At 71.5% G+C, this 14,712-nt stretch carries 15 protein-coding genes; 13 read left to right on the top strand and 2 right to left on the bottom strand.

The features are described 5' to 3' along the window. Positions 1-132 precede the first annotated feature (132 nt). The 5 genes from ACIRU3_RS05070 (at position 133) to ACIRU3_RS05050 (ending at position 4,474) form a co-directional block, all read left to right on the top strand. Positions 133-729: an RNA polymerase sigma factor gene (locus tag ACIRU3_RS05070; protein ID WP_404051498.1), complete on the top strand. Its 597-nt coding sequence runs from the start codon at positions 133-135 to the stop codon at positions 727-729. Next, entirely contained in the window at positions 726-1,610 is an 885-nt protein-coding gene (locus ACIRU3_RS05065; RefSeq protein ID WP_404051496.1) for a zf-HC2 domain-containing protein, read from the top strand. Before ACIRU3_RS05070 ends, ACIRU3_RS05065 begins: the two co-directional genes overlap by 4 nt. Before the next feature lie 166 nt (positions 1,611-1,776). Next, positions 1,777-2,550, top strand: coding sequence for an ABC transporter ATP-binding protein (locus ACIRU3_RS05060; protein WP_404051493.1), 774 nt, complete (start codon positions 1,777-1,779; stop codon positions 2,548-2,550). Then, entirely contained in the window at positions 2,547-3,875 is a 1,329-nt protein-coding gene (locus ACIRU3_RS05055; RefSeq protein ID WP_404051491.1) for a hypothetical protein, read from the top strand. Before ACIRU3_RS05060 ends, ACIRU3_RS05055 begins: the two co-directional genes overlap by 4 nt. Beyond that, positions 3,872-4,474, top strand: a complete 603-nt coding sequence (locus tag ACIRU3_RS05050) for a hypothetical protein (RefSeq protein WP_404051488.1) — start codon at positions 3,872-3,874, stop codon at positions 4,472-4,474. The genes ACIRU3_RS05055 and ACIRU3_RS05050 overlap by 4 nt, the downstream gene beginning before the upstream one ends. A gap of 41 nt (positions 4,475-4,515) precedes the next feature. Here the strand turns inward: ACIRU3_RS05050 and ACIRU3_RS05045 are convergent, their stop codons facing one another. Then, a complete protein-coding gene (locus tag ACIRU3_RS05045) occupies positions 4,516-5,052 on the bottom strand; it encodes an HNH endonuclease (RefSeq protein ID WP_404051486.1) in 537 nt (178 codons plus the stop codon). Between the two features lie 306 nt (positions 5,053-5,358). Here ACIRU3_RS05045 and ACIRU3_RS05040 point away from each other — a divergent pair, with 306 nt between their 5' ends. The 8 genes from ACIRU3_RS05040 to ACIRU3_RS05005 all read left to right on the top strand — a co-directional run bounded on the left by ACIRU3_RS05040 (position 5,359) and on the right by ACIRU3_RS05005 (position 14,233). Further along, positions 5,359-6,459: a mechanosensitive ion channel family protein gene (locus tag ACIRU3_RS05040; RefSeq protein ID WP_404051483.1), complete on the top strand. Its 1,101-nt coding sequence runs from the start codon at positions 5,359-5,361 to the stop codon at positions 6,457-6,459. A 143-nt stretch (positions 6,460-6,602) separates the two neighbouring features. Then, entirely contained in the window at positions 6,603-7,226 is a 624-nt protein-coding gene (locus tag ACIRU3_RS05035; protein ID WP_404051480.1) for a Uma2 family endonuclease, read from the top strand. A 290-nt stretch (positions 7,227-7,516) separates the two neighbouring features. Further along, complete coding sequence (locus tag ACIRU3_RS05030; RefSeq protein ID WP_404051477.1) at positions 7,517-8,728, top strand: ROK family protein; 1,212 nt, start codon at positions 7,517-7,519, stop codon at positions 8,726-8,728. 58 nt (positions 8,729-8,786) lie between these two features. Next, positions 8,787-10,130: an ABC transporter substrate-binding protein gene (locus tag ACIRU3_RS05025; RefSeq protein WP_404051474.1), complete on the top strand. Its 1,344-nt coding sequence runs from the start codon at positions 8,787-8,789 to the stop codon at positions 10,128-10,130. Positions 10,131-10,133: 3 nt separating this feature from the next. Then, on the top strand, positions 10,134-11,102 hold the full coding sequence (locus ACIRU3_RS05020) for a carbohydrate ABC transporter permease (RefSeq protein WP_404051472.1): 969 nt from the start codon (positions 10,134-10,136) through the stop codon (positions 11,100-11,102). A 2-nt stretch (positions 11,103-11,104) separates the two neighbouring features. Continuing rightward, positions 11,105-11,998 carry a carbohydrate ABC transporter permease gene (locus ACIRU3_RS05015; protein WP_404051469.1) on the top strand — a complete coding sequence of 298 codons (894 nt, stop codon included), beginning with the start codon at positions 11,105-11,107 and terminating at the stop codon, positions 11,996-11,998. Between the two features lie 7 nt (positions 11,999-12,005). Beyond that, positions 12,006-13,271 carry a 6-phospho-beta-glucosidase gene (locus ACIRU3_RS05010; protein WP_404051467.1) on the top strand — a complete coding sequence of 422 codons (1,266 nt, stop codon included), beginning with the start codon at positions 12,006-12,008 and terminating at the stop codon, positions 13,269-13,271. Then, positions 13,262-14,233, top strand: coding sequence for an N-acetylglucosamine kinase (locus ACIRU3_RS05005; protein ID WP_404051464.1), 972 nt, complete (start codon positions 13,262-13,264; stop codon positions 14,231-14,233). Before ACIRU3_RS05010 ends, ACIRU3_RS05005 begins: the two co-directional genes overlap by 10 nt. Here ACIRU3_RS05005 and ACIRU3_RS05000 read toward each other — a convergent pair. After that, a complete protein-coding gene (locus ACIRU3_RS05000) occupies positions 14,218-14,628 on the bottom strand; it encodes a VOC family protein (RefSeq protein WP_404051461.1) in 411 nt (136 codons plus the stop codon). The two genes, ACIRU3_RS05005 and ACIRU3_RS05000, sit on opposite strands and share 16 nt — an antisense overlap. Between the last annotated feature and the right edge of the window lie 84 nt (positions 14,629-14,712).

The raw sequence follows: 14,712 nt of genomic DNA, 5'->3' as shown, positions 1-14,712 counted from the left end.
GCTGCGGTTACGGCAGGCCTACCCCGTGACGGCCAAGGCACTCTCCAGGACCGGCGGAGCGCAGGTGAGCGCCCGTCGTGATCCGGTGCCGCCCTGCTGATCGATAGACGGGGTGTGAGACTGTTCCGCCCCATGAGGGGCCAGCGGGAGAAGGACGGCGCGGGGGACGCAGTACTGCTGCGGGCCGTCGCGGCGGGGGATCCTGCGGCGATGACCGACCTGTACGACCGGCACGCGGGCTGGCTGCACGCGCGGCTGACGCGGCGCTGTGCCGATCCGGAGGTCGTCCGGGAGGTGCTGCAGGACACCTTCGTCACGGTGTGGCGGTCGGCAGCCGGGCACCGCGGGCAGGAGGCCGGCGGCTGGCTGTGGACCATCGCGGCGCGGCGGCTGGTGGACGCCCGGCGGGCGCAGGAGCGGGCCGCGCGGGTGGCGGCACTGCCGCCGGAGCCCCTGCCGCACGGGCGGTGCGAGCCCGCAGCCTCCGCGGAGGACAGGGTGCTGGCCGCTCTGGAGTACGGCGATGTCGGTACCGCCCTCGACCGGATCTCCCCCGAGTTGCGCGAGGTGCTGCGCGCGACCGTCGTCGACGGGCTGAGCACCCGTGAGGCGGCCCGGCTGCTCGGCATACCCGAGGGCACGGTCAAGTCCCGCGCCCGGCGGGCCCGCGCCGAACTGCGGTCCGCCCTCGCGCAGTTGAACACGTCCCCGCTGGGAGGCACGGCATGACCCACGGCAAGGCGCGTGTCTGGCACGCCTCCGACGACCTCGTCGTCCGCTATGCCGACGGCTCCCTGCCGGAGCCGGACGCGTGGTCCCTGGAGACGCATCTGGAGGGCTGCGCGGGGTGCGCGACGCGGGTGTCCGCGGCGGTGCGCGACATGGAGACGGGTCTGGTCCTGGCGGAGGTGCGGGAGGCGGTACTGGGCGCGGCGCCCGCACGGGAGGCGCTCGCGAAGGCACCGGTCCCTGCACGCGTGCTGCCCCGTCTCGCCCGCCTCCTGTGGGCCGCCGGGCCCGCCGTCCGCGGGGCATGGCTGCCCGCGGTACTGCTCGTGGCCGTGGGGGCGATGGCCCTGGGGTACGGGGGCGGCGTGCCCGGTGCACGGGCGCTGCTGCTGGCGATCGCTCCCGTCATGCCCGTCATGGGGGTCGTCCTGTCCTACGGGCCGCACGCCGACCCGCTGTACGAGGTCGCGGCGGCCACCCCGGCCGGGGGGCTGCGGCTGGCGCTGACCCGGACGGCCGCGGTCCTCGCGGTGAGCCTGCCGCTGCTGACCCTCACCGGCCTGCTGCTGCCCGCCTCCGGCGCCCCGGCGGCCGCGGCCTGGCTGCTGCCCGGACTGGCCCTGACCCTGGCCACGCTGACCCTGGCCTCCTTCATCGGCCACCGGACAGCGGCCGGGATCACGGCGGGCGGCTGGCTGTGCGCCGTACTCGCCCCGGTACCCGCCGCCACGGCCGGCGAGGCCACCGCACGCCTGGCCGACCAGCTCTCCCGCTGTCTGGACGGCGCCGGAGCCCAGGGCGCATGGGCGGCAGCGGCCGCCCTGAGCGCCGCACTGCTGACCGCCCGCCGCCCGGCCTACGACCGGCTGATCCGCAGGTGAGCACGGCGACCGCGGTGCGGCCCGGCCGCTGACCGCGTCGCCCACGAACAGCCGAACACCCGAACCACCGGCCGGCGGCCATGCGCCGCACCGCCCGCGAACACCCGAACCGCCGGTGACCGCGACCGCCCTGCGGCCCCTGCCGGCGCTTCTCCCTGGAGACACCTTGAGTTCCATACACGTAACGGGCCTGCAGGTCCGGCACCGCAAGACGCTCGCCCTCGACTCCGTGGACCTGGATCTCGGCACCGGTGTGCACGGGCTGCTCGGGCCGAACGGGGCCGGGAAGACCTCGCTGATCCGGGTGCTGGCCACCGTGGCCCAGCCGTCCGGCGGAGGGGTGGAGATCCTCGGGCAGGACAGCGGCGACCATCGCGGGCGGGCCGAGATCCGGCGTCGACTGGGTTATCTGCCGCAGGAGTTCGGCTACTACCCCGGCTTCACGGTCCGGGAGTTCGTGGCGTACGTCGCCTGGCTGAAGGGGCTGCCCGCCGACCGCGTCCCGGCCGCCGTGGAGCGGGCCGTGGCCCGGGTCGGGCTCGCGGACCGTATCGACGCGAAGATCAAGAGACTGTCCGGGGGCATGATCCGGCGTGTCGGCATCGCCCAGGCTGTCGTCAACGACCCGAGCGTGCTGCTGCTGGACGAGCCGACCGCCGGTCTCGACCCCGAACAGCGCATGGAGTTCCGTGAGTTGCTGCGGGAGCTGGGCGTCTCGGCCACGGTGGTGGTCTCCACCCACCTCGTGGAGGACGTGGCCGCCGCGTGCACGGAGGTCACCCTGCTGGACGGAGGCCGGGTCGCCTACCGGGGCACGCCCAGGGCGCTCACCCTGCTCGGCGAGGCCTCCGACGGCCCTGGCGACCACCCGATCGAGCGTGGCTACACGGCCGCGCTGCGGGCCCACCGCACGGCGGGCACGCGGGAGGCGGTCCGATGACCCTCGTAGCCGAACCGAAGGCAGCCGCCCGAACCCCGCACCCCCTGCGCGCCGAGGCCGTCCGCGGCTTCGCCCCGTTCGCCGGTGCCGCCGTCCTGCTGACGGTCGGCGTCATGCTGGCCGGCTCCTCCGCCCGCTGGCAGGGCGGCTGGGCCGAAACCGCCTCCAGGACCCACAACGCGCTGCTGATCGCCCTGCCGCTGGCGGCCGCCGCGGGCTGCTGGCAGGGCGGGCGGGAGCGACGGCGCCGCACCGACGAGCTGTGGGGGACGGTCGTCCGGGCGCCGCTCGTGCGGTTGCTGGCGTCCGCTCTGCCGGTGGCGCTCTGGGCGGCCGCCGGCTACCTGGTCGCGGCAGGCCTGGCCATGCTCGCCACCTGGCCGTACTCCCGGGGCGACGGGCCGCGCCTCGCCCTGCTGCCGGGGGACGCGGTGGCCCTGGCGGCGGCCGCGCTGGCCGGGCATGTGGTGGGGCGGGTCGCACCCTCACGGCTGGCGGCCCCGCTGCTCGCGATGGCCGGGTACGTCGGGCTCGGGATCGTGGCCACCGCCCGCACGGGCTACGGCGTCCACCTCAACCCCGCCTTCCCGGTCCTGGACAGCGAGCTGCCGGTGTGGTGGCAGCCATGGGCGATGGCGGTGTGGACGGGCGGGCCGGCACTCGCCGCGGCACTGGCGTACGCCGCCCGGCGCAGGGTCACGGCCCTGCTGCCGCTGGCAGCCGCCCTGGCGGCCGGCACGCTGCTCGTGCAGAGCGGGAACGCCCTGTGGCATCCCGACCCACTCGCGCGACGCCAGGTCTGCGACACCTCCACCACCCCGGCAGTCTGTGTCAGCGCCCGGTACCCGGGCATGCTCCCGCAGGTCCGGGACGCGCTGTCGGGGATCACGGGCAGGCTGAAGGGCGTACGCAACCTTCCGGTCCGCTGGGAGGACCGGGACGGCGACCCGCACGCCGACAAGGCCCGGCTGCCGATGCTGACACCGCTCGGCTGGTCCGTCGTACGGGGACGGCTGACGGATCGGGAGCAGTACGCGTGGGAGGCCGTGGTCGCGCTGGCGGGGCACATGGAGTGCAACGGCCCGAACCCACGGATGAGCAGGGTCGACGACGCCGTGGAGCACTATCTGGCGCCCAGTCCCGCGGAGAAGGACTTCGACGACGCGGACGCGCACGGCACCGCGGCACAGCGCGCCGAACTGAGGGACCGCCGCTCGGCGCGGGCTCACCTGGCCGCCATGGGCGACGACGAGCGCCGCGAGTGGCTGTCGGCCTACTTCGCGACCCGGGGCGACTGTGACCCCGAGGAGGTGCCGTCCCTGTGACCGGACTCCTCCTGTACGCCCGCTCCCGCGCGCTGCCGGCCACGCTCGCCGCCCTCGCCGGCACCACCGCATTCGCCGTCTGGGCCGCCGACCGGCTGGACAGCTATCTGGACCCCGACCGCCGGGTACCGATCGTCGCCCTGGCCCCGCTGCTGGCGGCTGCCGTGATCGGCACGAGCCTGTACACGGCGTCGGAGGAGCTGGACCGGACTGCCGTACGGCCCTGGTGGCCGCGGCGGCTGGTGCAGCTGACCGCGCTGACCGCGCTGGCGGCGGCGCTTCTGCCGCTGGCGGTGCTCGGGCACTCGGGGACCTTCGGCCCGCCTGCCATGATCCGCAACACGCTCGGCTGTACGGGCGTCACGGCGTCCGCGGCCGTCCTGCTCGGCGCGCGGCTGAGCTGGCTTCCGGCGTTCGGCTATGTCACCGCGGTGTATCTGGCCTCGTCTGGGGCGCGCGGGCGTGCGGTCACGGTGTGGGCGTGGCCGATGCAGCCGGGCGTCCAACCGGGCGCCTGGTCGGCGGCGCTGGCCGCGTTCGTGGTGGGCGGCGCCCTGTATGTCGTACGGGGATCGCGGGCCGAAGGGCCCCGTGGCTGAACGGGGCCGTTCGGCCACGGGGTGTACGAAGGCCCGGATCGTCAGGCTGAAATGCCGTCGATCCGGGCCATGGCGTCGTCCGCGCCGAACGGCTGCAAGTAGGGCAGCCAGCGCGGGTCCCTATGTCCGGTCCCGATGATGCGCCAGGCCAGACCGGTGGGCGGGGCTGGTTTGTGGCGCAGCCGCCAGCCGATCTCGACGAGGTGTTTGTCGGCCTTCACGTGGTTGCAGCGGCGACAGGAGGCCACCACGTTGTCCCAGACGTGCTTGCCTCCGCGGCTGCGCGGGACGACGTGGTCGACGCTGGTTGCGACGCCACCGCAGTACATGCACCGGCCCCCGTCGCGGGCGAACAGCGCCCTGCGGGTAAGAGGAACGGGCCCCCGATAGGGAACCCGGACGAATCGCTTGAGCCGGACCACGCTGGGTGCGGGGACTGTGACGGTTGCGCTGTGCATATAGGCGCCGGATTCCTCGAGGGAGACCGCCTTGTTCTCCAGGACGAGGACGAGCGCGCGGCGAAGCGGTACGACGCCGAGCGGCTCGTACGACGCGTTGAGGACCAGGACATGCGGCACGGGGGCCTCCTTGGGCGTCGGCGGCGCGTGGCTCGCGCCGGGACGATCTGCAGCCAGTCTCCCCTCATGCCTGGTGGAAGCGCCACCATGTCCCGGTAACGGGCTGGGAGTGTTTTCGACCACACCCGATTCATCCCCAGGATCATGGCCTGTTCAAGCCCGGGTGAGAACGGTCTCTCCTGTGCGGATCGGCGCGGAGCACACACAATGCCCCGTTAGTGTGTTGGTTCTGTCCGCCCGGTGACCTTTTCGTGACCTTGACCGCCCCACCGGAGCGGACCGCGCAGCACCATGGAGGTACCAGCCGTGTCCTTGCCCGTCGCCCTACCGGCCGCCGGTGCGACGCCGACCCCGTCTCCCTCGGGGTCGACGGCCCCTGCCGTGCCGTCCCTGCAGGACGCCCAGGAGAGCGCGACGAACGCGGCGAGCTGGGTCGAGCAGAACTGGTCGACCTGGCTCGCGATGGGCCTGCAGATCCTGCTGATCCTGGTCGTGGCGTTCGCGCTCAGAGCGGCGGTGCGGCGGGCGATCACCAAGCTGATAGACCGGATGAACCGGACCGTGGAGTCGGTGGACGGCACCGCGCTGGGCGGGCTGCTGGTCAACGCCGAGCGGCGCCGGCAGCGCTCGCAGGCGATCGGCTCGGTGCTGCGCTCGGTGGCGAGCTTCGTGATCCTCGGCACGGCCGCGCTGATGGTGCTGTCCACCTTCAAGATCAACCTGGCGCCGCTGCTGGCCTCGGCAGGTGTGGCCGGTGTGGCGATCGGCTTCGGCGCCCGGAACCTGGTCACGGACTTCCTCTCCGGCGTGTTCATGATCCTGGAGGACCAGTACGGCGTCGGCGACTCGATCGACGCGGGAGTGGCCTCCGGCGAGGTGATCGAGGTCGGGCTGCGCGTGACCAAGCTGCGCGGTGACAACGGCGAGATCTGGTACGTCCGCAACGGCGAGGTCAAGCGGATCGGCAACCTCTCCCAGGGCTGGGCGACGGCCGGGGTCGACGTGACCGTGCGGGCGAGCGAGGACCTGGACCGGGTGAAGGCCACGCTGGACGACGTCGCCGAGCAGATGAGCAAGGAAGAGCCCTGGAACGAACTGCTGTGGGGGCCGATCGAGGTGCTCGGCCTGGACAGCGTGCTGATCGACTCCATGGTGGTCCGGGTCTCGGCCAAGACCATGCCCGGCAAGTCGGTCACCGTGGAGCGCGAGCTGCGCTGGCGCATCAAGCGGGCGTTCGACGCGGCGAGCATCCGCATCGTGGGCGGGGCGACGGCCGTGGAGGACGTCGAGGGCACCCCGGACCCGACCTCGGTGGTGGCGGCGCCCTCGGTGTACTCCAACGCGGAGTCGCCGCAGTCGACGGCGGCTTCGCCGATCACTCCGCAGCAGCGGTCGGCGCCGAAGTAGGGCGCACAACAGCGGAACGGTTCAGCACGCTCGTTCGAGTGAACGATGGGGCACCCGGCGCCGAGTGCGCGCCGGGTGCCCCATCGTTCTGCCGGGGCGCCCAGCGCGGGCTTAGCCTGGCAGCAGCGTGACAAGGAGAAGCGATGAGCGCCGAACCGATCATGGAGCCGGTCATGCCGCAGGTGGACCCCATCGACTTGTTGAACGCGTTCGAGAAGGCAGCGTCACCGATGCCGATTCGAGCGGAGTACATCGAGGGGACGGGCTATTTGCCACCTCAACCGGAGCATCAGCACAACGCAGGTGCAGTGAAGATCATCGTCCAGTTCCACCTGGCCGGACTCGACACGGCCGGCGTGAACGACGGCTTCCGAGTGCCCCACCCAGATGGTCGGACGATGGCTCTGGTCGTCCCGGACTTCTACGTCTGCCGCCGTAATCCGACCGAGCTCGACGAGTCGTACCGCAAAACCCACAGGGGCTGGTACCCCATCGCCATGCTCGCACTGGTCGGCGAAGTCACCTCCACCAACCACGAGACCGACACCGGCCCCAAGTTCCGCACCTACGCCGCCGCCGGTATCCCCGTCTACGTCCTCATCGACCGCCACTCCAAGACGGCACACTGCTACACGGATCCGGTCCTCCCCGGCGACGACCCGACCGAGGCGTACTACGACACCGACACCAAGGTCGGTCTCGGCGAAACCCTCCCGCTGCCGGCCCCCTACCCCACCCTGGACACGGCCCCCTTCATCGACGGCTGACGCACGGCGACGCCCGGCCCCGGCCGCCCGGCCGTACCCGCCGCCGACCACATCGAGGTCCCCCAGCACCGACCGGCCGCACCGCGCCGTCTTCGAGCGCCCCCGAGGTAACGACTCTGTTGCCTCGGGGGCGTTGTCTATTGACGCCCCCTTCGTCCTGGGCTTACGTTCCTCCCACCCCAATAGGAAAGTTTCCTAACAGTGATCTCCCGCCGTCCAGTGATCAAGGCTGGACGTCCGGCCGGGGTCGCTGGGAAGCTGGACAGCTGGAAAGGCAGGTGTCGAAACCCATGGCAGGAACCGCCGGTACGCCGGGCACCCCGCGCGTCCTGCGCGCCATGAACGACCGCGCCGCCCTGGATCTCCTGCTGGAGCACGGGCCGCTGTCCCGCACCCGGATCGGCAAGCTCACCGGCCTGTCCAAGCCCACCGCCTCCCAGTTGCTGGCCCGCCTGGAGGCCGCCGGCCTGGTCCGGGTCACCGGCATCAGCGAGGGTCGGCCGGGCCCCAACGCCCAGCTGTACGCCGTCAACCCGACGGCCGCGTACGCCGCCGGACTCGACGTCACCCCGAGCCGCATCCGCGCCGCCGTCGCCGACATCACCGGCCGCACGGTGGGCGAACACGAACTTCCCACCCCTGGCCGCCGTCCGGCCCACCCGGTCGTCCAGCAGGTCACCGACGCCCTCGACGGCGCCGTGAAGGCCGCCGGGCTGGCCCGGGACGACGTACACCGGCTGGTCATCGGCACCCCTGGCGCCTTCGACCCGGGCACCGGCCGGCTGCGCTACGCCTCCCACCTGCCCGGCTGGCACTCCCCCGCGCTGCTCGACGACCTCGCGGCGGCGCTCCCGATGCCGGTCGAGTACGAGAACGACGTCAACCTCGTCGCCATCGCCGAACAGCGGCTGGGCGCGGCCCGCGGCCACGCGGACTTCGTACTGCTGTGGAACCAGGAGGGCATGGGCGCCGCCCTGGTCCTCGGCGGCCGGCTGCACCGCGGCTGGACCGGCGGCGCCGGCGAGGTCGGCTTCCTCCCCGTGCCCGGCACCCCCCTGGTACGCCAGGTGACCAAGGCCAACAGCGGCGGCTACCAGGAGCTGGCCGGCTCCCAGGCCCTACCGAAGCTGGCCCGCGAACTCGGCATCGAGGACGTGCCGTCGGGTTCGTACACCGAGGCGGCCGCGCACCTCCTGGCCCGTGCCGCCGACCACGCGGGCGGACCGCACCGGGAGCTGCTGGCGACCTACGCGACCCGGCTGGCCACCGGTCTCGCCTCGCTCGTCTCCGTCCTCGATCCCGAACTCGTCGTCCTCAGCGGCTCCGCCCTGACGGCCGGCGGCGAGGTGCTGCGCGCCCTCGTCCAGGCCGAGCTGGAGGAGCTGGCGGCGGCCCGCCCCCGGCTCGTCGTCGGCGACGTGCGTGAACACCCCGTGCTGCGCGGCGCACTGGAGTCCGCGCTCGCGACCACCCGTGACGAGGTCTTCGACACCTCGCGCTGAGCCCCACCCTCCCCCCGCAGTTCCCCTTCTCACCCACCCCGCCCCGGGAGACCTCGCCATGCCCGAAGTCGTACCCTCCATTGCCCGAAAGACGGCATTTGCCCTGACCGCGTCGCTGGCCCTGCTCACCACCGCCTGTACCGGCCAGTCCGGCTCGGGCGCCACCGACGACGCCTCCAAGGACACGACGATCAACTTCTGGCACGCGTGGAGCGCGCCGAACGAGGTGAAGGCGGTCAAGTCCCTGGTCGCCGGCTTCGAGAAGGCCCATCCCAACATCCACGTGAACATCGTCGGCAACATGACCGACGACAAGATCAACCAGGCGCTGCGCTCGGGCGGCGACAAGGCCCCGGACGTGATCTCCTCGTTCACCACCAACAACGTGGGCAAGTTCTGCTCCTCGGGCGCGCTGGTGGATCTGAACCCCTTCTTCAAGAAGGCGAAGATCGACCCGGAGACGACCTTCCCGAAGACGATGAACGAGTACACCCAGTTCGACGGCAACCGCTGCGCGGTGCCGCTGCTGGGCGACGCGTACGGCCTCTACTACAACAAGACGGCCTTCAAGAAGGCGGGCATCACGGCGCCGCCGAAGACGTGGTCCGAATTCGAGACCGACGCCAAGAAGCTGACGATCAGCCAGGGCGACAGCTTCAAGCAGCTGGGTTTCATGCCGGACTACCACGGCTGGGAGTCCACGACCGAGCACTACTTCGGGCAGTTCTCACCGACGTACTTCGACAAGAACGGCAAGTCCGACCTCGCCGAGGACCCGGCGTTCGAAAAGGGCTTCACCCTCCAGAAGAAACTCGTCGACGAACTCGGCGGATTCCAGAAGCTGGAGAAGTTCCGGGCCACACTCGGTGACGAGTGGGGCCCGAAGCACCCCTTCCACACCGGCCAGGTGGCCATGCAGCTGGACGGCGAGTGGCGCCTCGGCATGGCCGAGGAGGCCAAGCCGGGCTTCGAGATCGGCGTCGCCCCGCTGCCCGTGCCGGACGACCAGGCCGCCCAGTACGGCAAGGGCTACATCACCGGCACCATCGCGGGCATCGCCGCCACCAGCCACAAGCAGAACGCGGCCTGGGAGCTGGTGAAGTACATGACCACGGACACGGACGCGGTGGTCGGCTTCGCCAACGACATCCACAACGTGCCCTCCACGCTCGCCGCGCTGAAGTCCCCGAAGCTGAAGTACGACCCCCGGTTCAAGACCTTCCTGGACATCGCCGCGAACCCGGACTCCACCACCACTCCCGCCTCCATCAACGGCGGTGTGTACCTGGTGACGATCCAGCAGTTCGGCTACGACTACGAGAGCGGCAAGGTCACCGATCTGAAGGCCGGCCTGAAGAAGACGGCCGCGCAGATCGACACGGACATCGCGCAGGCGAAGTAGCCGATGAACACGATCACGCTCGCCTCGAAGCGCCGCAGTGCCGGCCTCGCCGCGAAGCAGCGGAAACAGGCACTGCGGACGGCCGCCTTCATGTCGCCCTGGCTGATCGGCTTCGCGGTCTTCTTCGCGTACCCGCTGATCTCGACCGTCTACTTCTCGTTCATGCACTACGACGGCTTCAAGCCGCCGACGTGGAGCGGCACGAAGAACTGGACGTACGTCTTCGAGCACTACCCGCTCTTCTGGCCCGCCCTGCGCAACACCCTGTGGCTGGTGCTGGTCATGGTGACCCTCCGGGTCGTCTTCGGACTTGGTGTGGGCCTGCTCATCACCAAGATCAAGACGGCTGCGGGAGTCTTCCGCACCCTCTTCTACCTGCCCTACCTCGCCCCGCCGGTGGCGGCGACGATGGCCTTCGCCTTCCTCCTCAACCCCGGTACGGGCCCGGTCAACTCGATCCTGGAGAAGGTGGGCATCCCGGCGCCGGGCTGGTTCAACGACCCCACCTGGTCCAAGCCCGCCCTGACCCTGCTGGCGCTGTGGGGCATCGGCGACCTGATGGTCATCTTCATGGCCGCGCTGCTCGACGTACCGAAGGAGCAGTACGAGGCGGCCGAGCTGGACGGCGCGTCGGCATGGCAGCGGTTCCGCTACGTCACCCTGCCGAACATCTCGCCGATCGTGATGTTCGCCGTGGTCACCGGTGTGATCCAGACGATGCAGTACTACACCCAGCCGCTGATCGCGGGGAAGGTCGCCTCGGGCGTGATCCAGGGCGCGGGCACCCAGTTCGAGCCCGGCTACCCGGACAAGTCCACGCTCACCCTCCCCCAGCTCGTCTACAACCTCGGCTTCCAGCGCTTCGACTACGGCTCGGCCTGTGTGGTGGCTCTGGTGCTGTTCGTCCTGTCCATGGCCTTCACCGCGCTGTTGATGCGGCGCCGGGGCGGTCTCATCCAGGCAGGTGACTGACCATGACCCAAGTACTGGACCAGCCGGTGAAACTGGCGCCGCAGGTGTCCGGGGCGGAGCGGACCGCCCGCCGCAGGGCGCTGCTCGAATGGATCGCGGTCCACTCCCTCGGGATCGCCGCCGCGCTGTTCTTCACGCTCCCCTTCGTGTTCGTGTTCCTGACCTCGCTGATGAGCGACACGCAGGCGCTCAGCCGGGACCTGATCCCGCACACCTGGCAGTGGGGCAACTACAAGAAGGTCTTCGACACACCCGGCTTTCTGACCTGGTGGAAGAACACGCTGATCTACGCCGGTCTCGGCACCGTGCTGACCGTGGGGTCCTCCATCCCGGTGGCGTACGCGCTGGCCAAGTTCCGCTTCCGGGGCCGCAGTCTGTCCCTCATGCTGGTGATCTCGATGATGATGCTGCCCCCGCAGGTGATCATCATCCCGATGTACCTGTTCTGGGCGAAGCAGCTGGACCTGTCGGGCACGCTGTGGCCGCTGATCATCCCGATGGCGTTCGGGGACGCGTTCTCCATCTTCCTGCTGCGCCAGTTCCTGATGACCATTCCGAACGAGTATGTCGACGCGGCGAAGGTGGACGGCTGCGGCGACCTCAGGACCCTGCTGCGGGTCGTCCTGCCGATGGCGAAACCGGGCATCGCCGCCGTGGCCCTCTTCCAGTTCTTCTACGCCTGGAACGACTACTTCGGCCCCCAGATCTACGCCTCGGAGAACCCGGGCGCCTGGACCCTCTCCTACGGACTGGAGTCCTTCAAGGGCGCGCACCACACCGACTGGAACCTCACCATGGCCGCGACCGTGCTGGTCATGGCCCCCGTGATCCTCGTGTTCTTCTTCGCCCAGAAGGCGTTCGTGGAAGGCGTCACGCTCACCGGAGTGAAGGGTTAAACCACATATGAAACTCGCTGTGGTCGGCGGAGGCTCGACCTACACCCCCGAACTCATCGACGGCTTCGCGCGCCTCAGGGACTCCCTGCCCATCGAGGAACTCGTGCTCGTGGACCCGGCCGCCGAGCGTCTGGAGCTGGTGGGCGGCCTGGCCCGCCGGATCTTCGCCCGGCAGGCCCACCACGGCCGGATCGTCACCACCTCCGACCTGGACGCGGGAGTCGAAGGCGCCGACGCCGTGCTGCTGCAGCTGCGCATCGGCGGCCAGGCGGCCCGTCTGCAGGACGAGACCTGGCCCCTGGAGTGCGGCTGCATCGGCCAGGAGACGACCGGCGCGGGTGGCCTGGCCAAGGCGCTGCGCACGGTCCCCGTCGTCCTCGACATCGCCGAACGGGTCCGCCGTACCAACCCGCGTGCCTGGATCATCGACTTCACCAACCCGGTCGGCATCGTCACCCGCGCCCTGCTCCAGGCGGGCCACCGGGCGGTGGGCCTGTGCAACGTGGCGATCGGCTTCCAGCGCAAGTTCGCGGCGATGCTCGGCACCGACCCGAAGGACGTCCACCTGGAGCACGTGGGCCTGAACCACCTCACCTGGGAGACGGGGGTGCGCCTCGGCGGCCCCGAGGGCGCCAACGTCCTGCCCGAACTCCTGGCCGAACACGGCGACACCATCGCCGACGACCTGCACCTGCCCCGCCGCCTGCTGGACCGCCTGGGGGTCGTCCCCTCCTACTACCTGCGCTACTACTACGCGCACGACGAGGTGGTGGGGGAGCTGCGCACCAAGCCCTCCCGGGCGGCGGAGGTCGCGGCCATGGAACGCGAGTTGCTGACGATGTACGGCGACCCGTCCCTCGACGAGAAGCCGGCGCTGCTGGCCAAGCGGGGCGGCGCCTTCTACTCGGAGGCGGCGGTCGACCTGGCGGCGGCCCTGCTGGGCGGGGCCGGAAGCCCGTACCAGGTGGTGAACACGCTCAACAAGGGCACCCTGCCCTTCCTGCCGGACGACGCGGTGATCGAGGTGCAGGCGGCGATGGGCCCGAGCGGACCCGCGCCGCTGCCGGTGGCGGACCTGGACCCGCTCTACGCGGGCCTGGTGGCGAACGTGACGGCGTACGAGGACCTGGCCCTGGAGGCGGCCCTGCGCGGCGGCCGGGACCGCGTCTTCAGGGCGATGCTGGCTCACCCCCTGATCGGCCAGTACGAGTACGCCGACACCCTCACCGACCAACTGATCGCGCACAACCGGGAGCACCTCGCGTGGGCCTGACCTCGACCGTCCTTGCCATCGACGCGGGCAACAGCAAGACCGACGTGGCCTTGGTCACCGCCGGCGGGCAGGTGCTGGCCACGGCCCGCGGCGGCGGCTTCCGCCCGCCGGCGGTGGGTGTGGAGGCGGCGATGGACGCGCTGGCCGACCCGGTCGCCCGGGCACTCACGGACGCGGGCCTGCCCGCCGCGTCGCACGTCTCCGCCTGCCTGGCCAATGCGGATCTGCCGGTGGAGGAGGAGCAGTTGGCGACCGCGCTGCACGCGCGCGGGTGGGGCGCCTCGGTGGAGGTCCGCAACGACACCTTCGCGATCCTGCGGGCGGGCGTGGCCGAGCCCCGGGGCGTGGCCGTGGTGTGCGGCGCGGGCATCAACTGCGTCGGCATGCGCCCCGACGGCCGCACCGCGCGTTTCCCGGCGATCGGCCGCATCTCCGGCGACTGGGGCGGTGGCTGGGGACTGGCCGAGGAGGCGCTCTGGTACGCGGCCCGCGCCGAGGACGGCCGGGGCGAGCCGACCGCCCTCTCCCGTACGCTCCCCGCCCACTTCGGCCTCGCCTCGATGTACGCCCTGATCGAGGCCCTGCACCTGGAGCAGGTCGAGCACGGCCGCCGGCACGAACTGACCCCGGTCCTCTTCGAGACCGCCGCGCAGGGCGATCCGGTCGCCCGCTCGATCGTGCACCGCCTCGCGGAGGAGGTCGCGACGATGGCCACGGTCGCTCTCACCCGCCTCGACCTCCTCGCCGAGGAGACCCCGGTCCTGCTGGGCGGCAGCGTCCTGACCGCGGGCCACACCCAACTGGACGACGGCATCCGCGACCTGCTGTCCTCCCGGGCCCCCAAGGCGGACGTCCGGGTGGTGAGGGCCGGCCCGGTCCTGGGCGCGGCCCTGCTGGGCCTTGACCGGCTGGGGGCGGGGGTGCGGGCGCAGGAGCGGGCGCGGGCCTACTGGTCCAGGTAGAGGCAGAAGGGGTGCCCGGCGGGGTCGAGCAGCACCCTGACGTTGTCCTGGGGCTGGTGGTCCGCCTCCCGGGCGCCGAGGTCCAGCGCGTGGGCCACCGCGGCCGGAAGGTCCTCCACTTCGAAGTCGAGGTGCATCGTGATGCGCTGGGCCCCTTCGCGGGCGGGCCAGACCGGGGGGACGTGGCCGGCCGCGAACTGGAAGGCGAGGTAGGCCACGCCCTCGGGCGGGGCGACCGCCGCTCCCTCGGCGTCCTCCTTGGCGATCTCCCAGCCGAGGAGTTCGGCGTAGAAGCGGGCGAGCGCGTGCGGATCGGGGGCTTCCAGCACCACGCCCCACCAGTCGTGTCGGGACCTGCGAGGGGTGCCGGGGTCATGGCCGGGTCGTCCGTGCATGCCGCCGAAGGCTACCGGGGAACCGATCCGGCGCACCCCGCGTGTTCATCAACAGGGGGTGGCGCGACACGCTCCCCGCGCCGT

The organism is Streptomyces sp. NPDC101151 (genome assembly GCF_044768335.1).
In the GTDB taxonomy this organism is placed as follows: domain Bacteria; phylum Actinomycetota; class Actinomycetes; order Streptomycetales; family Streptomycetaceae; genus Streptomyces.
Note: the sequence above shows the minus strand (reverse complement) of the source record. Positions and strands in the feature narration are given on the sequence as shown.